This is a genomic window from Rhizobium sp. LCM 4573, assembly GCF_001854865.1.
Lineage (GTDB): Bacteria > Pseudomonadota > Alphaproteobacteria > Rhizobiales > Rhizobiaceae > Neorhizobium.
Genome location: NZ_MDDW01000008.1, coordinates 96810 through 116950 on the forward strand (window position 1 = coordinate 96810; position 20141 = coordinate 116950).

The 20141-nt window shown below is 61.7% G+C and carries 19 protein-coding genes and 2 pseudogenes; 13 read left to right on the forward strand and 8 right to left on the reverse strand.

Features of this window, described 5'->3' with window-relative positions:
* The first annotated feature begins 51 nt into the window (after window positions 1-51).
* From LCM4573_RS14665 to LCM4573_RS14690, 6 genes are read left to right on the forward strand one after another with little or no spacing between them, the layout of a single operon-like run.
* Window positions 52-1770, forward strand: coding sequence for an iron ABC transporter permease (locus LCM4573_RS14665; protein ID WP_071007128.1), 1719 nt, complete (start codon window positions 52-54; stop codon window positions 1768-1770).
* On the forward strand, window positions 1763-2839 hold the full coding sequence (locus tag LCM4573_RS14670; protein ID WP_071007129.1) for an ABC transporter ATP-binding protein: 1077 nt from the start codon (window positions 1763-1765) through the stop codon (window positions 2837-2839). Before LCM4573_RS14665 ends, LCM4573_RS14670 begins: the two co-directional genes overlap by 8 nt.
* 7 nt (window positions 2840-2846) lie before the next feature.
* On the forward strand, window positions 2847-4052 hold the full coding sequence (locus tag LCM4573_RS14675; protein ID WP_071007130.1) for a CaiB/BaiF CoA-transferase family protein: 1206 nt from the start codon (window positions 2847-2849) through the stop codon (window positions 4050-4052).
* Window positions 4049-4897: a CoA ester lyase gene (locus tag LCM4573_RS14680; protein WP_071007131.1), complete on the forward strand. Its 849-nt coding sequence runs from the start codon at window positions 4049-4051 to the stop codon at window positions 4895-4897. The genes LCM4573_RS14675 and LCM4573_RS14680 overlap by 4 nt, the downstream gene beginning before the upstream one ends.
* A complete protein-coding gene (locus LCM4573_RS14685) occupies window positions 4894-5898 on the forward strand; it encodes a hydroxyacid dehydrogenase (protein ID WP_071007132.1) in 1005 nt (334 codons plus the stop codon). Before LCM4573_RS14680 ends, LCM4573_RS14685 begins: the two co-directional genes overlap by 4 nt.
* An 8-nt stretch (window positions 5899-5906) precedes the next feature.
* The gene (locus LCM4573_RS14690) at window positions 5907-6584 is read left to right on the forward strand and encodes an RraA family protein (RefSeq protein WP_071007133.1); all 678 of its coding nucleotides are present in this window, start codon (window positions 5907-5909) and stop codon (window positions 6582-6584) included.
* A gap of 82 nt (window positions 6585-6666) precedes the next feature.
* Here LCM4573_RS14690 and LCM4573_RS28580 read toward each other — a convergent pair.
* A pseudogene (locus tag LCM4573_RS28580) lies at window positions 6667-7256 on the reverse strand (type II toxin-antitoxin system VapC family toxin).
* Window positions 7246-7542, reverse strand: coding sequence for a hypothetical protein (locus LCM4573_RS14695; RefSeq protein WP_071007134.1), 297 nt, complete (start codon window positions 7540-7542; stop codon window positions 7246-7248). Before LCM4573_RS14695 ends, LCM4573_RS28580 begins: the two are co-directional and overlap by 11 nt.
* Window positions 7543-8176: 634 nt before the next feature.
* Here LCM4573_RS14695 and LCM4573_RS14700 point away from each other — a divergent pair.
* From LCM4573_RS14700 to LCM4573_RS14725, 6 genes are all read left to right on the forward strand, one after another.
* On the forward strand, window positions 8177-9781 hold the full coding sequence (locus tag LCM4573_RS14700) for an ABC transporter substrate-binding protein (RefSeq protein ID WP_071007135.1): 1605 nt from the start codon (window positions 8177-8179) through the stop codon (window positions 9779-9781).
* 69 nt (window positions 9782-9850) lie between these two features.
* Window positions 9851-10813 carry an ABC transporter permease gene (locus LCM4573_RS14705; RefSeq protein ID WP_071007136.1) on the forward strand — a complete coding sequence of 321 codons (963 nt, stop codon included), beginning with the start codon at window positions 9851-9853 and terminating at the stop codon, window positions 10811-10813.
* A 3-nt stretch (window positions 10814-10816) separates the two neighbouring features.
* A complete protein-coding gene (locus LCM4573_RS14710) occupies window positions 10817-11722 on the forward strand; it encodes an ABC transporter permease (RefSeq protein ID WP_071007137.1) in 906 nt (301 codons plus the stop codon).
* A complete protein-coding gene (locus LCM4573_RS14715; protein ID WP_071007138.1) occupies window positions 11709-12758 on the forward strand; it encodes an ABC transporter ATP-binding protein in 1050 nt (349 codons plus the stop codon). Before LCM4573_RS14710 ends, LCM4573_RS14715 begins: the two co-directional genes overlap by 14 nt.
* Window positions 12755-13771: an ABC transporter ATP-binding protein gene (locus tag LCM4573_RS14720; protein WP_071007139.1), complete on the forward strand. Its 1017-nt coding sequence runs from the start codon at window positions 12755-12757 to the stop codon at window positions 13769-13771. Before LCM4573_RS14715 ends, LCM4573_RS14720 begins: the two co-directional genes overlap by 4 nt.
* 18 nt (window positions 13772-13789) lie before the next feature.
* Window positions 13790-14971, forward strand: coding sequence for an amidase (locus LCM4573_RS14725; RefSeq protein ID WP_071007140.1), 1182 nt, complete (start codon window positions 13790-13792; stop codon window positions 14969-14971).
* Here the strand turns inward: LCM4573_RS14725 and LCM4573_RS14730 are convergent.
* Window positions 14959-15615 (reverse strand): aspartate/glutamate racemase family protein, encoded by a 657-nt coding sequence (locus LCM4573_RS14730; RefSeq protein WP_071007141.1) that lies wholly within the window; start codon window positions 15613-15615, stop codon window positions 14959-14961. The two genes, LCM4573_RS14725 and LCM4573_RS14730, sit on opposite strands and share 13 nt — an antisense overlap.
* A 38-nt stretch (window positions 15616-15653) precedes the next feature.
* Between LCM4573_RS14730 and LCM4573_RS14735 the strand changes: the two genes are divergently transcribed.
* Entirely contained in the window at window positions 15654-16130 is a 477-nt protein-coding gene (locus LCM4573_RS14735; protein ID WP_071007142.1) for a RidA family protein, read from the forward strand.
* Between the two features lie 167 nt (window positions 16131-16297).
* Here LCM4573_RS14735 and LCM4573_RS14740 read toward each other — a convergent pair.
* The 5 genes and pseudogenes from LCM4573_RS14740 to LCM4573_RS14760 all read right to left on the reverse strand — a co-directional run.
* A pseudogene (locus tag LCM4573_RS14740) lies at window positions 16298-16741 on the reverse strand (molybdopterin cofactor-binding domain-containing protein); the annotation flags it as partial.
* 82 nt (window positions 16742-16823) lie between these two features.
* On the reverse strand, window positions 16824-17855 hold the full coding sequence (locus LCM4573_RS14745) for an L-idonate 5-dehydrogenase (protein ID WP_071007144.1): 1032 nt from the start codon (window positions 17853-17855) through the stop codon (window positions 16824-16826).
* A gap of 10 nt (window positions 17856-17865) precedes the next feature.
* Window positions 17866-18813, reverse strand: a complete 948-nt coding sequence (locus LCM4573_RS14750) for a 2-hydroxyacid dehydrogenase (RefSeq protein ID WP_071007184.1) — start codon at window positions 18811-18813, stop codon at window positions 17866-17868.
* A gap of 11 nt (window positions 18814-18824) precedes the next feature.
* Complete coding sequence (locus LCM4573_RS14755) at window positions 18825-19388, reverse strand: gluconokinase (RefSeq protein WP_071007145.1); 564 nt, start codon at window positions 19386-19388, stop codon at window positions 18825-18827.
* Entirely contained in the window at window positions 19357-20124 is a 768-nt protein-coding gene (locus tag LCM4573_RS14760) for an SDR family oxidoreductase (protein WP_071007146.1), read from the reverse strand. Before LCM4573_RS14760 ends, LCM4573_RS14755 begins: the two co-directional genes overlap by 32 nt.
* Window positions 20125-20141: the final 17 nt, after the last annotated feature.

Consider the following 20141-nt stretch of genomic DNA (forward strand, 5'->3'; position numbering starts at 1 on the left):
GACGGAGGGCTGCCAATGCAGCCCTCCTACCAACCCTGACAGGAAAATTCGATGACGGATATCAGCCACGCCGGCACGGCCGGACGGGGGATAGACCGATCGCGTGCGATCTACTGGGGCGTTGCGGCGCTGACGACGATCCTCGTGCTCGGCCCGATCACCCCGATCATCTTCCAGGCGTTTCTCGACAAGCCGCTCTATGACGATACGGCGGTCCTGACGCTCGGCAATTTCAGCCGCCTGTTCAGCGAACCGGGCATGGCCGGCGTCTTCTTCAACACGCTTTATTTCGGCGCCTTGACGATGCTCGTCGCCCAGGTCTTCGGCGCGATCATGGCAGTGCTCGTCGGCCGCACCAATCTTCCCGGCCGCAAATGGCTCGGCGAGATCTTCATCTGGCCGCTCTTCGTCTCGAATCTCGTCATCGCGTTTGGCTGGTTCACCATGTACGGCCCGTCCGGCTTCATGACGCTGGCCGCCAAGACCTATCTCGGCGGCGCGCCATGGAACCTCTACAGCGTCACCGGCATGGGCGTGGTCGCGGGCTTGAGCCAGGCTCCGCTCACCTATCTGATGTGTCTTGCGGCCGTCACCAAAGCCGACCCGTTGCTCGAAGACGCGGCACGCTCGACCGGCGCCGGGCCGTTCCGGGCGCTGTTTTCGGTCACCATTCCGATGATCCGACCAGCGATCATCTATTCGGCGGTACTGAACTTCGTCGTCGGCATCGAGATGCTGGCGATCCCGTTGCTCTTCGGCGGTCCGTCGGGCATCCAGACAGTCACGACCTTCCTCTACAACGCCGGCATCAACGCAGCCGTCAGGCCGGAATACGGCATCGTCGGCGCGGCGGCCGTCATCCTGTTGATCGTGGTTGCGCTGCTCGTCTGGCTGCAGGGTTTTCTGATGAAATCCTCGGGCCGCTTCGTCACCGTGCGCGGCAAGGCAAGCCGGCCTTCGACGCTCGATCTCGGCGCCTGGCGCTGGCCGGCCTTCCTGTTCGTCTTCGCCTTTGCCTTCCTCACCATCATTTCGATCTTCGGCGGCATCTTCATGCGCTCGGCGGTGAGCTTCCTGACGCCGCTCATTCCCTTCTGGAAGGTGATGACGACCGCGAATTTCGAGAATGTGCTCGGATCGGCGACCTATATACGGTCGATCGTCAACTCCGTCGTGGTCGCGACGATAGGAGCGGCCATCGGCACGTTCTTCATCCTGGTCATCGCACTGGTCTCGCGCCGTTCGGACTTCAAGCACAGCCGGGCGCTGGAATATATCGCACTCTTCCCGCGCTCATTGCCGGGCATCATCGCCGGCCTCGGCTTCTTTTATGCGGTGATCTGGCTTCCCGGAGCCGATATCATCCGCGGCACAGTCGCCGTGCTGATCCTCGCCTTCATGATCCGCTACATCCCGGTCGGTTTCGGCGCCATCGCGCCGGCGCTCGCCCAGGTCGGGGAAGAGCTCGACCGCGGCGCGCGCATCTCCGGCGCCGACTGGTGGACGACGGTGACGCGCATCATCGTACCCATCCTGAAACCGGCGCTGTTCAGCTGCTATGCGCTGCTGTTCATCCACTTCTTCAAGGAATACGTGACGGCGGCCTTCCTCTACCAGCCGGGCTCCGAAATCATCGGCACCACCATGCTGCAGCTCGTCGCCCAGGGCGATAACGGCCCGGTCTCCGCCCTCGCAACCATCCAAGTCGTCATTACCGCCGCGTTCGTCATTCTCGCACGCCGCGTCATGGGAGCCAAAATCTATGGCTGATCTCGTCCTCCAGAACCTCACGATCAAATACGGCTCCGTCACTGCCGTCGATAACCTCAATATCCATGTCGCCTCGGGCGAGTTCCTGACGCTGCTCGGACCCTCCGGCTGCGGCAAGTCCACCTCGCTGTTTGCCGTCGCCGGACTCAACCATGCGACTTCGGGCACGATCCGCATCGGCGACCGGGTGCTGTTCGACGGCAATCCGAACAACACGGTGCCGCCGGAAAAACGCAATATCGGTCTCGTCTTCCAGTCATACGCGCTCTGGCCGCACAAGACGGTGGCGGAGAATCTGGCTTTCCCGCTGATCCTCAGGAAGATCGGCAGGGCGGAGCGCGACGAGCGCATCAAGGAAGCCCTCGGTCTCGTCGAGATGCTGCCCTATGCCGATCGCTATCCGTTCGAACTTTCCGGTGGCCAGCAGCAGCGCGTGGCGCTCGCCCGCGCGCTCGTCTATCGCCCGCCGCTCCTGCTCCTCGACGAACCGCTTTCGAACCTTGATGCGAAACTGCGCGAACGCGCTCGCGTCTGGCTGCGCGAACTGCAGGAAAGGCTGAACGTCACCACTATCTACGTCACCCACGACCAGGCCGAAGCACTCGCCGTTTCCGATCGGATCGCGGTGATGAGCATGGGCCGGATGCGCCAGCTCGGCACGCCGCGCGATATCTACGAGCGGCCGGCCGACAGCTTCGTCGCCGACTTCATCGGTTCGTCAAACTTCTTCGCCGGCACGATGATCGAGAGCGGCACGGACAAGGCCCATATCCGCCTTGCCGACGGCAGCGAGATCGTCACGCCCCCCGGYCCGGCCGGCAAGAACGGTTCCGTCGTCGTCGCCATCCGCCCGGAGAAGATCGAGCTCACCGGGGAGCCCGGCCCGAACACGATGCGGGTTTCGATCGAACAACGGACCTATCTCGGCTCCGTATGGCAATACGCGGTCCGCTCTGGTTCCGTTGATTTCCGTATCCAGACGCCTTCGGAGCTGACGGAGAATTCCATCCTCGTGCGCATTCCTCAGGAACACTGCGCCGTCTTCCCTGAAAAACCCGGCGCGAATTGAGGTTTCCATGGCAGAGAACCAGAAAACCATCCGCTTCCACGCTGAGCAGAAAGGCCCCCTGCACGGCATCCGCGTCGTCGATCTGAGCCGTGTCGTCGCCGGCAACATGCTCTCCCTGCAGCTTGGCGATTTCGGCGCCGACGTCATCAAGGTCGAGCCGCCACAAGGAGACGCGCTGCGCGAATGGCGCGACAATGGCCATTCGCTGCACTGGAAGACCTATGGCCGCAACAAACGCTCGATCGCGCTCAACCTGCGCCAGCCGAAGGCGCTGGAGGCCTTGAAGAAGCTCATCGAAAAAGCCGATGTCTTCATCGAGAACTTCCGCCCCGGAACGCTTGAGGAAATGGGACTTTCGCCCGAAAGCCTGCTCGAACTCAATCCGCGGCTCATCATCGTGAGGATTTCAGGCTTCGGCCAGACCGGCCCCTATGCCAAACTTCCCGGCTTCGGTACGCTGGTCGAGGCGATGAGCGGCTTTGCCTCCCGCACCGGCTTTCCGGATCGCGAGCCGGTCCTTCCCCCCTTGGCCCTGGCCGACATGATCTCGGGTCTGACCGGCGCCAACGCGGTGATGATGGCGCTTTTCGCCCGCGAGCGAGGAGACGCGGCCGGCCAGGTGATCGACCTTTCCCTCCTGGAGCCGATCTTCGCCTCGCTTGGGCCGGAAGCCTCGATCTACCGGGTGACCGGCAAGGTCAAGCAAAGGTCCGGCTCCGGCTCCAACACGGTCTCGCCCCGCAACGTCTATCTCTGCAGCGACGGGAAATATGTCGCGCTCTCCGGATCGACCCAGGTGATCGCGATGCGGATCTTCGACATTATCGGCCGTCCGGACATGAAGAACGATCCGCGCTTTTCCACCAACATGGAGCGTGTCAGGCATCGCGAGCTCGTGGATGCCGCGCTTGGCGAATGGTTCGCGACCCGCACGCGCGATGAGGCGCTGGCCGGAATGCGTGCAGCCGGCGCCACCGTCGGGCCGGTCTACGACATTGCCGACATCAGCAACGACCGGCATTTCGCCGAGCGCGAGATCGTGGTGGAGGTCGAAGATGCCGATCTCGGCAGTATCCCCCAGCACAATATCTTCCCACGCTTTTCCGAAACACCCGGCGTCTTCCGCCACCCGGCGCCGGCGGTCGGCGAGCAGACCGAGGCGATCCTCGCGGAAATCGGCCTGACTTTGGGCGATCTGGAGGATGAGGAATGATCTCTTCACTTCTCTATGTACCGGGCAATGCGCCGCGCTTTCTGGAAAAGGCGGGACAGCGCGGCGCCGATGTCGTCATCGTCGATCTCGAGGATGCCGTGCCGGAAGCGGCAAAGACCGAGGCCCGCGACGGTCTGGAGAAATGGGTGCCGGAAATCAAACGGGGCGGTTGCCAGGTCTTCGTGCGCGTCAACCAGTCGGATCGCCTCGTAGAGGACGCTATCGCTGCGACCCTTGCAGGTGCCGACGCGCTCTATATCCCGAAAGTCGAGGGCCCGGATATTCTTGCCGGCCTGGACAAAACCCTGACGGCACATGAAGGCAACCGCGCACCGATCTCCTTCGTGCCGCTGATCGAAGACATGAAGGGCCTATTCGAGGTCCGCGCGATCGCGCAGGGGCCGCGCGTCATCGCTTTGACTGCCGGCGGCGAGGACCTGGCGACCGCCATGGGCGCCAGGCCGACACCTGAAGTGCTGCGCTATCCCAAACTGATGATCCACTATGCCGCCAAGGAAGCTGGCGTTCTTTCCTTCGGCATGCTCAGGACCACGGTCGATTTCGCCGACAAGGATGCTTTGCGGGCCGCCGCCATGGAGGCGCGCGACTTCGGCTTCGACGGGGCGAGCTGCATTCATCCTTCGGTCGTGCCGATCCTCAACGAATGCTTCGCGCCAAGTCCGGAAGAGGTCGAATGGGCTCGCAAGGTCCTCGCAGCCAATGACGAAAACGCCGCGGCAGGCCGTGGCGCCTTCATGCTGGAAGGAAAGTTCATCGATGCGCCGATCGTGACGCGCGCCCGGAACCTTCTTGCGCGATTTGAGAAAGGACGGGCCACTTTATGAACCGAAACAAGCAACACGGCGAACGCGGGCGGCGCATTCTCGTGACCCATAACAAGATTGCCGAAAAGGCGATCCGGCTTTTGAACGAGCACGATGTCGACGTATTCTTCTCCCCACCCTATGATCCGTCCGACGTGGTGGCGAAACGCGCCGCCGAACTCAGGATCGATGGGCTGATGGTGCGCCAGGGGCGCATCACGCAAGAGGTGATCGCTGCATCGCCCAATCTCAAGGTCATCGCCAAGCACGGCGTCGGCGTCGACAATGTCGATATCGCTGCCGCTGCAAAGCTCGGCATCCCGGTGCTGCGCGCGATGGGATCGAATTCACGCGCGGTTGCGGAGCACACGATCGCGCTGGCTCTCGCCTTGGTGAAGGAGATCCTGCCGCTGGACAGGGCGGTCAAAAGCGGGGAATGGCCGAAGCCGGTTTTCACCGGTAAGGATTTTCTGGACGCGACAATCGGCCTGATCGGTTACGGCGGTATCGGCCGCGAGACCGCCCGCATGGCGGAAGCCCTCGGAATGGAGGTCGTGGTCTATGATCCCTTCGCGCCGGGCGCTGCCGAAGCCGATGGCTTTGCATCCGTGGAGGATATCGACGCCATGCTCCCGGGTCTCGATATTCTGAGCATCCATTGCCCGCTCACCGCCACGACCCGCGACATCATCGATGCCCGGCGGCTGACGCTGATGAAGCCGACCGCCGTTGTCGTCAACACGGCCCGCGGGGGCATCGTCAACGAGGCAGCGCTCGCCGAGGCGCTTTCGGACGGCAGGATTGCCGGTGCCGCGCTCGACAGTTTTTCGATCGAGCCTCCCCCGGCCGACAGCCCGCTCTGGGCGCTGAATACGCTGATCGCAACGCCGCATATCGGCGGGGTTACCCATGGTTCGGCCGACAGCATGGCCGAAATCGCCGCCCGCCACATCATCAGCGTCCTCGACGGGAATGCGCCCGACGAACGCTCGCTTGCCCGTCCTATCGAACTGTCTGCCTGAGGTTTTCCATGACATACGGATTTAGAGTCAAACTGAACTGGGATCGCATCGCGCCGGAACTGGTGGAATCGTTCCGCACTCTTCCGGTCGCCAATGTCAGCGATTCCATGTCGCGCATCTGCGCGCTCGGCGCCAATCTCAGACCGATGCACCGATCCGGCAATCTCGCTGGTCCGGCGCTGACGGTCAGGACCCGTCCCGGCGACAACCTGATGCTTCACAAGGCGATCGATATAGCCAAGCCCGGCGACGTGATCGTCGTGGATGCTGCGGGCGAAACGACCAATTCGCTGATGGGCGAACTGATGCTCGCCCACGCCATCCGCCGTGGTGTCGCGGGATTCGTGATGAACGGGGCGATCCGCGACGCCGAGGCGTTCCTGGAGCGCAACCTGCCGGTCTTTGCCTGCGGCGCAACGCATCGCGGCCCCTACCGCACCGGGCCGGGCGAAATCGGTTTTTCGATTGCGATCAACGGTTCCGTCATCGAGCCGGGCGACCTGATCCTGGGGGACCTCGACGGTGTCGTTTCCGTACCCAAGGCGAATGCCGCGGAGATCCTCAAGGCTGCGATCAAGAAGCACGAGGCCGAAACCCGCCAGATGGCGGAGACCGAGGCAGGTACGGTCAATCGCGAATGGGTGGACAAAGCGCTGCAGGACGCAGGCTGCGAATTCATTGCCTAGTTCGCTACGACGTCCGGGCGGCTGCCTTTGTCTGAGAGCGATAGGCGAACGCGTCCTGGTCAGCAGGGGTCAGCCGTGACGCTCATGGTGATCGTGGTCGCGCTGGAGTTCGATAGAGGATGATCCGCCCGGTTGGCAGAACCTGAGTAAGGAAATCGAAATCACGAACGTTGCCGGTCAGTACGCTCGCACCCAACTGACGTGCCTGCAGGAACACGAGAGCGTCATTGACGAATCGGCGCTCGTGTCCGTCCCCCTTGGGTAGATTGCTCAGTCGAAACAGGAGGCCGGYCAACACACCGGCCTGACCCMAGGTAGCAGCGTCGGGTGCATGAAGCCGGTGCTCTGGTATATCCTCTACCGTCGCCTCGAGCGTTTCGAGGACTGCCTTCGTCGATCCATTCTTTGGGTCGAGCCGGCCAAAGGCACGAGTCAGTTCGGACAAACAGACAGAGGAATGGTGGCACAGACGATAGGTAAGCAGCCTATCGACCTCAACTGGCGATCTACCCTGCAGCACATCCAGGTAGACGCTGGTATCCAGAAACAGCGCCCCCCGATTGCGGGTTCGTCAGCTACCCAAGGAAGATCCTTATCGGCACGGCGTTCAAGTGTTCCCGTGTGCTTTTGGGGCTTTAACGACCGGAGGGTTCCGGAAAGATCAAATCCCAAGATCTATATCCGCTGGGATACTGCCCTTTCGGCCGACCAGACGCGCGCCGAAGTCATCTTCGATGGCCAAGCGCGACAGCGCCAGTTCCAACAGCTCCGTGTCCGAGGTGACCTGGGCGCGCTTCTTGGCCGCCTCGATCAACTCCGAGGACACCCGCCCTGAAAGACGAGTGTTCTTTGCAGCACCGAGGAGCCCGGCAGCTTTGGCTTGCTCAAGCACGAGCTTGTTGCGCGCCGCTGCGATCTTGGCTTCGCTTTCCGCGGCAGTCCTTGCTTGCGCAGCCATCAGAACCTCCTGCGTTGAACAGAATGTAGATTGCGTTGAACGTCCAAGCAAGGCTTATTGGCCGCTAGCGCGTGGCACCGAGCGGCCGAGGCAGACCTATAATAATGATCGAAAATGGGAGATTTATGGATGTCATGAAACCGAGATCGAGCGTTTCCTTGCGGGAAAGCGGTCGGGCAGACATGGGCGACATATCTCCAGGTTGGAGACGCTATCGGTTTTTTTGGCCCATATCGGAAATTGATTACATCGGAAATCAATTATCTTTATCGAAAAACGCTTAAAGGACATCAGTCATATCGAAAATCGGTTAGAATCCTCGGCGACTAACGAGTTCGGCTTTTCGCGCAAACACGCTAAAAGCGTCATTAGCAAGTTGATGCTTCTCCGAGTCCGTCATGGCGTCTTCTGCGCCGCATGCATGGTTTAGCCGGATTCATAAGCTCAAATTATATACAAATTTGAATTTGCCGATAAATTAGTCAATTGGCAAACTGCACATCCCTTTACCCTCATCTCGCTTCCTGGATTTCTGTAGGAATTCCTGGCAATTCCGGCTTGGCATGGCGCTTGCTTCGATATCGACACAGGGGACGCAAGCATCCCTTCCGTGTTTGATATCAGGAGCTCAATGATGGTTTCAGCGATCCTTCGAAACACCGTTCTCGCCGCTACCGCAGCGACTTTTCTCGCCACCTCCGCGTTCGCGGGCGGGACATTGCGTATCGGCATGACGGCTGCGGATATTCCGCTGACGACCGGCCAGACCGATCAAGGCGGCGAAGGGCAGCGCTTCATGGGCTATACCGTTTACGACTCCCTTATCGAATGGGATCTGACCAGCGCCGACAAGCCTTCCCAGCTCCTTCCCGGACTAGCCGAGGAATGGAGCGTCGATCCGAACGATCAGACCAAATGGACCTTCAAGATACGCAAGGGCGTGAAGTTTCATGACGGCAGCGAATTTACGGCCGACGTCGCCGTCTGGAACCTCGATAAGCTTCTGAAGACCGACAGCGAACAATATGACCCGCGCCAGGCGGCACAGGGCAAGTCGCGCATTCCCGCTGTCGCCTCCTATCGGGCCGTCGACGACTATACGCTTGAAATCACCACCAAGGAGCCGGACGCGACCCTCACCTATCAGCTTTCCTGGATCACCATGTCATCCGAGGCCAATTGGGAGGCGAAGGGTAAGAACTGGGAGGAGGTCGCGAAGGCGCCCTCGGGCACAGGCCCTTGGAAGCTCGCAAGCTTCGTACCGCGCGAGCGCGCCGAATTTGTCCCCAATCCCGATTACTGGGACAAGACCCGCGTGCCGAAGCTCGACAGCATGGTACTGATCCCGTTGCCCGAGCCGAATGCCCGCTCCGCAGCATTGATGTCCGGTCAGGTCGACTGGATCGAGGCGCCCGCTCCAGACACGATTTCGGCCATCGAGGCGAACGGTTTCAATATCGTCTCCAACGCCTATCCGCATAACTGGACCTGGCATCTGTCACGGCTCGAAGGCTCGCCATGGAACGACATTCGCGTGCGCAAGGCAGCGAACCTGGCCATCGACCGGGATTCCATGAAGGAGCTGCTTGGCGGGCTCATGGTACCGGCCAAAGGCTTCTTCCCGCCGTCGAGCCAATGGTTCGGCAATCCGACCTTCGAGGTGAAATATGACCTGAAAGCCGCACAGGCACTGATGACCGAGGCCGGCTATGGACCGGACAATCGCCTCAAGGTCAAGGCGCTGATCTCGCCTTCCGGCTCCGGTCAGATGCTGCCATTGCCGATGAACGAGTTCATCCAGCAGAGCCTTGCGGAAATCTATATCGATGTCGACTTCATGGTCGTCGAATGGAACCAGATGATCAATCTGTGGCGCGCGGGTGCCGCTGACAAGAGCGTCGAAGGCTCGCAATCCATCAACTTCACCTACTTCATCCAGGATCCCTTCACGGGCTTTATCCGCCATCTCGGCTGTGATCTGACGGCGCCGAACGGCACCAATTGGGGCCATTATTGCGATTCCGACATGGAGGCGCTGTTCAAGGAAATTCGCACCACTTTCGATGCGGAAAAGCAGGATGAAGTGATGCGTCGCACGCATGAGAAATTCGTCGACGACGCCCTCTTCCTGATGGTGACCCATGACGTCGCTCCCCGCGCGATGAGCCCGAAGGTCAAGGGCTATGTCCAGGCGCAAAACTGGTTCCAGAACTTCTCCAGCATCACCATGGAGGAATGATGCTCCTTGCCGCTGCCCGACAGGGCAGCAGCTTCCGGAATGACAACCGTCGAAAAAACGCAGAGCCCTATGCTGATCTATCTCCTGCGCCGTCTCCTCTATGTCGTGCCCGTCGCCATCGGCGTCAGTATCATCTGTTTCCTGCTGGTCCACATTGCCCCTGGCGATCCGCTGACATCCATCATGGCGGTCGATGCAACCCAGGAGGAACAGGCGGCGATGCGCGCAGCCTACGGCCTCGACAAGCCGTTGCCCGTCCAATACGGCATATGGATCGGCAAGGCCGCCACCGGCGATCTCGGGCAATCGATCGCGACCGGACGCCCGGTAGTGGGCGAAGTTTTCAACGCGGTACGAAACTCCTTGCTGCTTGCGGTAGCCGCGAGCCTCATCGCCTTTCCGACCGGCCTTTTTCTCGGCTTTGTGGCCGGCTACTTCCGCGACACCGTCGTTGACAAGGCGATCACGGCGGTGGCTATCACCGGCGTATCCCTTCCAAACTACTGGCTCGGCATCGTCCTCGTCATCGTCTTCTCGGTAACGCTTGGCTGGCTGCCGGCCATGGGCGCGGGCCCGGGCAGCTCTGGCGGTTCGGCCGACTGGGCATGGAACTGGGCGCATATCCGCCATCTCGTCCTTCCCGCTGTAACGCTGTCCGTGGTGCCGATCGGCATCGTCGCGCGTACGGTACGGGCACTGGTTGGCGATATCTTTTCCATGGATTTCGTTCAGGCGCTTTACGCCAAAGGGCTCAATCACGGCGCAGTCCTGCGACATGTCGTACGCAATGCCGCTCCCACCGCAATGTCCGTCATGGGCATTCAGCTCGGCTATCTCCTCGGCGGCTCGATCCTCATCGAAACCGTATTCAACTGGCCGGGATCCGGTTTTCTCCTGTCGAACGCCATCTTTCAGCGCGATCTGCCACTGCTGCAGGGCACGATCCTCGTGCTCGCCCTGTTCTTCATCTTCGCCAATCTCGTCGTGGATGTCGCTCAAGCCGCAATCGACCCGCGCATCAAGAGGAACTGAGCCATGGCATCCGCTATTTCTCCACTGGCCGCATCGTCGCCGTCCGGGACCACCGTTACCGCACCGAAGACGCGGAGCTACTGGTCGAATGTTCTTCGCCGTTTCCTGAAGGACCGGATCGCCGTTGCCTGCGCCGTCATTCTCCTTCTCCTGATCCTCGCCGCCATTTTCGCTCCCTGGCTCGATCTCGCCGACCCGTATCGGGGGAGCATGATCAAGCGGCTCCGGCCGATCGGCACGGAGGGCCTTCCGCTCGGCTCCGACGAGCAGGGCCGCGACATGCTCGCCCGCCTCATCTATGGCGGCCGGCTGACATTGCTCATCGGGCTTTTGCCGGTGGTATTCGCTTTTTTCATCGCCACGGTTCTCGGCGTGGCCGCCGGCTATGCCGGTGGCTGGGTGAACACTGTCATCATGCGCACCGTCGATGTCTTCTTCGCCTTTCCTTCCGTTCTTCTGGCAATCGCCATTTCGGGTGCACTCGGCGCGGGCATCGTCAACAGTCTCGTCTCCCTCACCATCGTCTTCATCCCGCCGATCACGCGGGTTGCCGAGAGCGTGACCTCGAGCGTGCGCTCGCTCGACTATATCGACGCGGCACGCGCCTCCGGTGGCAATGCGCTAACCATTGTCCGCGTGCATGTGCTCGGCAACGTGCTCGGTCCCATCTTCGTCTATGCCACCAGTCTCACCAGCGTGTGCATGATCCTCGCCGCGGGGCTCTCCTTCCTTGGCATCGGCGTCAAGCCGCCGGAACCGGAATGGGGTCTGATGCTCAACACGCTGCGCACGGCCATCTATGTCAACCCGATCGTTGCCGCCCTGCCGGGCGTGATGATCTTCATCACTTCGCTCTGTCTCAACCTTCTGAGCGATGGGCTGAGGAGTGCCATGAATGTCAAAGACTGATGCGCTTTCCCACGAGGCAGATCGTGGCGGGCCCCGCCAGCCGCTCATCCTCGCCCGGAACCTGAAGAAGCATTTTCCGGTGCGCTCCGGTCTTTTCAACCGGCAAACGGCCACGGTCCATGCCGTCGATGACCTCTCCTTCGAAGTGCGCAAGGGAGAGACCCTCGGCATCGTCGGGGAATCGGGCTGCGGGAAATCGACCACCGCCCGCCTCCTGATCGGACTGATGGAACTCGATGACGGCTCCATCATCTTCGACGGCGACATTCTGGGCTCGGATATCTCGCTCAAGGACATGCGTCGCTCGGTGCAGATGGTCTTTCAGGATTCCTACGCCTCTCTCAATCCGCGCCTCACCATCTCGGATACGATCGCGTTCGGGCCGAAAGTGCAGGGACTTTCCGATCCAAAGGATCGGGCACGCCATCTGATGGCGCGGGTAGGGCTCGATCCCAACCGTTTCGCTCACCGCTATCCACATGAGCTTTCCGGCGGCCAGCGCCAGCGCGTCAATATCGCACGCGCGCTTGCCATGTCTCCGCGCCTCGTCATTCTCGACGAGGCGGTCTCCGCGCTCGACAAATCGGTCGAGGCACAGGTGCTCAATCTGCTGACCGATCTGCGCGTGGAATTCGGCCTCACCTATATCTTCATCAGCCATGATCTGAATGTGGTGCGCTATATTTCCGACCGCGTGCTCGTCATGTATCTCGGGGAAGTCGTCGAGATCGGGCCGGTCGATGCCATCTATGCGAAGCAGGCCCACCCCTATACCGCCTCGCTCTTCGCAGCGATGCCTTCCATGGATCCTGACAATCGCACGCAAGAGCCGCCTCTAGCCGGTGACCCACCCAATCCGATCGACCCTCCGCCGGGTTGCCGTTTCCACACCCGCTGCCGGTTTGCCGAACATGTGTGCCGGGACAAGCGCCCAGCGCTTGCGGCTTTCGGTGACGATCCCGATCATCTCGCCGCCTGCCATTTGCGGGATCCGTCTTCCGGCCATTCACTTGCTGGCAAGGAGATTGCGGCATGAGCAAAGCGCCATTGCTTCAGATCGAGAACCTGCATGTCCGCTTCAAGAGCGACCGCACCGTTCATGCCATTAACGGGCTCAATCTGCACCTGCAGGAAGGAGAGATGCTGGCGCTCTTGGGTGAATCCGGTTCGGGCAAGAGCGTAACGCTCAAGACGCTCCTGCGCCTTCTGCCGCCTAAGCGAACGGAGATCGACGGCACGGTCCAAGTCAACGGCACGGATATCATGACGCTTTCGGGCACGCGGCTTTCAGCCTATCGCGGCGGAGATGTCTCCATGGTGTTTCAGGAGCCGGCACTGGCACTCGATCCGGTCTATACGATCGGCGACCAGATCGCCGAAACGGTGATGCGACACAAGAGCGTCGGCCGTGCTGAAGCACGCCAGGTGGCGCTTGATATGCTGACGCGGGTGCGTATTCCCTCACCGGAACGGCGGCTCAAGAACTATCCGCACGAGATGTCGGGCGGAATGCGCCAGCGCGCCATGATCGCGCTGGCGCTCGCCAGTCGTCCCAAGCTGCTGCTCGCCGACGAGCCCACCACGGCGCTCGATGCCACGGTGCAGATACAGATCCTCCTGCTCCTGCGCGAACTTCAGCGTGAATTCGGCATGAGCATCATTTTCGTCACCCATGATATCGGCGTGGCGGTGGAGATCTCCGATCGCGTGGCGGTGATGTACGCCGGGAATATCGTCGAATCCGGCAGCACCCGCGATATCATCAAGGATGCGCGCCATCCCTATACCCGCGGGCTTCTCGCCGCGAACCTGCATGGCGTCGACCGTGGTAGGCGGCTGGACACCATCGCGGGCTCGCCGCCATCGCTGGAAACGAAACCGGATGCCTGTTCATTTGCGCCGCGGTGTACTGAGGCTCGGCCCCAATGTCTGAGAGCACTGCCGCCTTTCTTTGCGCCCAGTCCCGGCCGGCAGGTAGCCTGTAATCTCGAAGAGGGTTACTCACCCGCCTCACATGGCCTTACCGCCGCTCCCGCGATCGCTTGCTAACCTCACACGGGAATTTCCATGCTGCTTGAACATGACCCGGTCCATGCCTTCATGCCCTATCCGCCCGTGGCGGTCGCCTCCTCCCCTGAAGGACCGCTTGCTGGACTGACACTTGCCGTCAAGGACCTTTTCGACGTCGCCGGATACCGCACCGGCTGCGGCTGCCCGATGAAACTCGCCGAAAGCGAGGTGAAAACTGCAACCGCGCCTGCCGTGCAGAAGCTGCTCGATGCGGGTGCACGCTTTGTCGGCAAGACCCATACCGATGAGCTTGCCTGGTCGCTCTATGGGATGAACGTGCATTTCGGCACGCCCATCAATGCCGCCGCGCCCGATCGGATACCGGGAGGATCCTCCTCCGGCTCGGCTGCGGCGGTCGCCGCCGGCCTTGCCGATATCGGCTTGGGGACGGATACGGGCGGATCCGTGCGCGCACCGTCCAGCTTCTGTGGGCTCTGGGGCCTGCGTCCAACCCACGCCCGCATTCCGCTCGAAGGCTGCATGGATCTTGCAGCGAGCTTCGACACTGGCGGCCTTTTCGCCCGCGATGCGAAAACCCTTGGCGAGGCCGGCGCGGTGGTGCTTGGAGAAGACCGGATCGCATTGCCGGAAATCCCGCGCCTCATCCGGCCCGTCGACATGCTGGCCCGTCTCGGAGAAGAGCAGAAAGCCGTTTACGATTCCGTTTTCGGTGATCTTTCCGTTCAGGAAGCTAACATCTATCCCGCAGGCGGCGCTGACACCCTCTATGAAGCCTATCGCATTTTGCAGGCAAATGATGCCAAGCACTCCGTCGTCCCCTGGATCGAGAAGAGCGGCATGCCGCTTGCCCGCGGCATCGACGGTCGCTTCGAGCACGCGCGGTCGCTTCAGCCGGGCGAGGCGGAAGAACCCAATAAATTGCGCGTCGCCTTCCGTGAGAAGATGGATGACCTGCTCGGCACGGATGGCGTCCTGCTGGCGCCGGTGGTGCATGACGCGCCCTTCCGGCTCGATGCCCCGCAGGAGATCTTCGACGGCTTTCGCCATCTTGCCATGCCGCTTTTATGTGTGGCGGGCATGACCGGGCTTCCGCAGTTGGTCCTTCCAGCAGGCAAGGTCGATGGCGCACCCTACGGACTTTCCATTATCGGCCCGCGCGGCTCCGACCGGTCGCTCATTGGACTTGCCGCAAGGCTCGCCGGGCATCAGCACGGATGAAGCATGGCGGCAATGCGCCGGGCGGCGGCCGGGACTGGCTCGATGATCGGCACTCGATAGTGCCCTTCCAGATCGCGCGCCGCCATCGCCAGCGGTCCGCCGCCGATGATGACGGCTTCCGCACCGGCCCCGATTGCCTCCTCCACCGCCAAGGCAAGCTGTTCCTTCAGTCTTGCCGGATCGGCGATGACCGCAAAAGGATCACCCTCGGTAAAGAAGGAACCTATGAACCGGCTGGAAAGTCCCGCCTTTTCGACCCGTTCCGCAATGGCCCGCTCCAGGGCGGGCGTCGTCGTGGCGACCGCGAAACGCCGGTCCGCCGCGCCCGCTTCATGGAAGCTCGCCTCGCCGATCCCGCAGACGGGAATGGCGGCCAGACGACTCGCCTCGTCGAGGCCGGGATCACCGAAGGCAGCGATAATCGCGCCGTCGAAAACCGCCCCTTCGACAGGCTCATCCGCAAGGATGGTGGAGACGGCGCGCGCGCCGGTCGCAAGCGCCAGCGGCTCGACGATCATGCTTTCCCCGAATGGTGCCGTCCGGCCGACAAAGTCGTGGTGGGGCATGGCGGAGGCGGCGATCGCCACCATCGTGTCGGTGGTTTCCCGATTGGTGTTCGGGTTGATAAGGAGAATACGAGACATGCTGCCCCGAAAGAACGATATGATGGAAAGGGATTATCATGGCTGATCAGGCCGATCAAACGCTTGCAAGGCTTACCGAACTCGGCCTTTGTCTGCCGGAACGCTCGCCTTCCCGCGCCAATTTCCTTCCCTACAAGCGGAGCGGCAATCTGCTCTTCCTCGCCGGGCAGATCTGCGAATGGAACGGCAATCCGCGCTATTTCGGCCCGGTCGCGACGGGCTACGACCTCGCCACGGCCAAGAAGGCAGCCGAGATGTGCGCTTTGAACCTTCTCTTCAATATCCGCGCGGCCGCGGGCTCTCTCGATGGCGTAGCGGAGGTTCTCAGGCTAGGCGCATTCGTTGCCGCACCGGCGGGCTTCGCCGACGGCCCGAAAATTGCCGACGGCGCATCCGAACTCTTCATTGCTCTTTATGGCGATCGCGGTCGCCACGCACGAACGGCAGTCTGCGTCTCAAGCCTACCCGCCAACGCGCTCGTGGAAGTGGACGCCATCGTGGAATTGAAAGATTAAAAATAACGTAGGCCGGACCGATACGCAGCGGCGAGCGTCGGGATATATATCCATCATTCGCATCGCTTTCAGGTTCACCCGAAGCTTCCAGCCTTCATCGAGCATGCGAAGAAGTCCCGCAGACACGAATAGATGCCCGGCCGACAGATCGGTCGGGCACCCAGAGATTACGCGCTGAGCGACTTTGTGAACGGCATCACGCGTATCCGCTTGCCAAGCGCCTTGTAGGCAGCGTTGGCAACCGCGGGACCCACGGGTGGAACACCGGGTTAGCCGATGCCGGTCGGCGGGTTAGCCGAAGCAAGGATGTGGACTTCCACCCTCGGCATGGCGTCGATCCTGAGCGGCGTATAGACATCGAAATTGCCCTGATCGACCTGGCCATCCGTCAGGGTGATCTCTTCGCCAAGGATGGCGCCAAGTCCGAAACCGATGCCGCCCTCGACCTGGGAGCGGACCTGATCCGGGTTGATGGCCAGGCCGCAATCCACCGCTGAGACAATACGCTCCACCTTGATCTGGCCGCTACCGTCGTTCGAGACTTCCGCCACATGGGCGACGACCGAGCCGAAGCTTTCGGCAACGGCAACACCCCGGAAACGACCCTCCGGCCGCAAAAAGCCGCGCGGTCTGTCCCATCGCTCCTATGCCGCCTTATTTCGTTCCTGAACGTGGTGAAAGGTTCGGCCCGCGTCAGAACGCGAGCTGAACCTTCATGGACTTGCTTCGGTCGCCTGCGGCCTCGAACGCAGTGATCGCGTCTTCGAGCGGGAAGGTTCCGGTCAGAAGCGGCTTCAGGTTGACGCGACGCTTGTTGATAAGGGCGACGGCAAGGCCGAACTCCTCATGGAAGCGAAACGTCCCCTTCATCTCAATTTCTTTGGCAACGACCATGTTCTGGGGGATGGAGACGTCGCCGCCAAGACCGAGCTGGACCACGGTCGAGCGGGGCTTCAGAACTTCAAGCCCGGAGCGAACGGCACGCTCGTTTCCTGACGCCTCGAACTGCACATCGAAATAACCCTTGCCGATCGAATAGGCCGAAAGCTGTTCCGGATCGCTTGCGACATTGATGACGCGGTCTGCCCCGATCTCAAGAGCCTTTTCCAGAACCGCGTCCATGACGTCGGTGGCGACGATCTCGCGCGCACCATGAGCACGCGCCGCGATGATGGCCAGCGCGCCGATCGGTCCGCAGCCGGTGACGAGCACGCGCTTGCCGGTGAGCGCTCCTGCCCGATTGACCCCGTGCAGCGCCACAGCGAAGGGCTCGGCCATGGCCGCTTCGTTGATCGAGATGCCGTCGGCCACCTTGTGGCACTGCCACGCCTCGGCGACAAGCCGCTGGCGGAACGCCCCCTGGATATGCGGCATAGGCATGGCGGAGCCGTAGAAGCGCATGTTGAAGCAGTGATTCTGCTGCCCCTTCAAGCAATAGTCGCAGGCATTGCACGGGCGGCTTGGCGAGACCGCCACGCGGTCGCCGACGGCAAGACCCGAGACCCTCTCGCCGAGCACCGTAATCGTGCCGGCCACCTCGTGGCCGAGGATCATCGGCTCGCGCACGCGCACCGTGCCGAAGCCGCCGTGATTGTAATAGTGCAGGTCGGAGCCGCAGATACCGCCCGCTTCGATGGCCACTTCGACCTGTCCGGCTGCGAGTTGCTCGGTCTGCCTCTCCTCGATGCGCAGATCCTTGGCTGCGTGAATGACGACGGCCTTCATGTTCATCTCCTCACAAAACAGGGGTCAGCAGGGCAGCACCGGCAAAATGGGCAGCAAGATTGTCACGCACCAACTTGCCCATAGCCTTGCGGGTCTCGATCGTCCCCGACGCGTGATGCGGCTRCACCAGCACGTTTTCGAGTGTCAGGAAACGGGGATTGAGCTTCGGCTCCCCCTCGAAGACGTCGAGCGCGGCCGATCCAAGCGTGCCGTTCTCCAGCGCCTCGAGTAGAGCTTCCTCGTCGATATTGGAGGCACGCGAGATGTTAATCAGCATGCCATCCGGGCCAAGCGCTTCGATCACCTGCTTCGAGACAATGTGACGGGTGGCCGCGGAAGCGGCGAGCGTCACGAACAGGAAGTCAGCGTGCACGGCGAGCTCAACCGGATCGGCGATGAAGGTCAKCCCCTCCGCATAGGGTTTTGCCGACACGTCGCTATAGCCGATGTCCATGTCGAAGCCCTTGAGGCGCTTGGCCACCTCGAAGCCGATGCGGCCGAGACCGAGCACGCCCGCCCTTCGTCCCCAGACGCGACGCTTCAGCGGATAGAGGCCCCTCGCCGCCCAGCTTCCGTCCTTCACCCAGGTTTCCGCACCGATCATGCCGCGCGATTGGCAGAGCATCATCGCGATGCCGAGATCAGCGACATCGTTGGTCAGGACATCCGGCGTGTTGGTGACGCGGATGCCGCGCTCGCTGCAAGCCGCCAGATCGACAGCATCGTAACCGACTCCATAGACGGAGATCACCTCAAGTTTCGGAAGCCTGCGGATCAGCTCGGCCGAGGCGCCGAGTTCACCGCGTGTGGCGATGGCGCGGATGCCGGGTGCATGTTGCCGCACAAAGGAATCGCGGTCCTCGGCCTCATAGAGCTTCCTGACCTCATATTGCGCTTCAAGCTCGACAAGGTCCCATTCCGGGTAAGGTCCCACGAGCAAGACTTCGGGTTTGGTCATCGTCTCCTCCATCAGATTTCCTGGTTGCCATGGCGCGCCGCCATGGATGCAATGCGGGCCATCGCCACCGAGACGATCCGCTCCAGCGGCTGGTCGATCTCGACCGTCACCACGTCGCCTTCATCGGCGGGGAGTTCGAGCGTCGCGAGCTGACTGTCGAGCAGTGAAAGCGGCATGTAATGGCCCTTGCGGCTGCTCATCCGGGCAGCCAGCATCGTCCTCGTTCCCTGAAGGAATACGAACGTCACGGGCTGCCGTGCCTTCGCGCGCAGAAGATCGCGGTAGGACCGTTTCAGGGCGGAACAGGAGAGCACCGTGTCGCCATCTGCCGCAAGCTCGGCCCCCAGCGTTTCCAGCCAGGGCCAGCGATCGGCATCCGTCAGCGGAATCCCGGCGCTCATCTTCTCGACATTGGCCGCGGGGTGCCGGCTGTCGCCTTCGATGAATCTGTAGCCGAGATTGGAGGCGAGCAGCTTGCCGAGCGAAGTCTTGCCGCAGCCCGAGACACCCATCACGACCAGCGGGCCGATCTGCCTGGATGCCCTAGAGAGAGGTGGTGATGCCGCCATCGACATAGAGCGTGTGTCCGTTCACGAAGGAGGAAGCCTTGCCGGAAAGGAAGACGGCCGCACCGACCAGTTCCTCAACATTGCCCCATCGGGCCGCCGGCGTGCGCTTTTCCAGCCAGGAGGAGAATTCCTGGCTGTCGACCAGAGCCTGATTGAGCGGCGTCTTGAAATAGCCCGGCGCAATCGCATTGATCTGCAGGCCGTGCTTAGCCCAGTCGGTCGCCATGCCACGGGTCAGGTTCTTCACCGCACCCTTGGTTGCCGTGTAGGGCGCGATGCCGGGACGGGCAAGTTCGCTCTGTACCGAGGCTATGTTGATGATCTTGCCGCGTCCTCGTCCGATCATGTGGCGGGCCACCGCCTGCCCGACATAGAAGACGCTGGAGATGTTGGTCTTCAACAACTGCTCCCAACGGTCTGCGGGAAAGTCCTCCAGCAGCGTGCGGAACTGCATGCCGGCATTGTTGATCAGGATATCGATCGTACCGATATCCTGCTCGATGGCATCCACTCCGAGCTTCACCGCCTCGCCGTCCGTCACGTCGAAATCGCAAATCGATACGGTCGCGCCGATTTCCTCCAACTGGCGGGCGGCGGCCTCCAGCTTGGCCTTGTCCCGGCCGTTCAGCACGACGGCCGCGCCGTGCTCCGCAAGTCCCTTGGCCAACGCAAGGCCGATGCCCTGCGACGAGCCGGTCACAAGCGCACGCCGGCCCGAAAGATCAAACAATGGGAAGCTCATCACTCACTCCTGTTTCG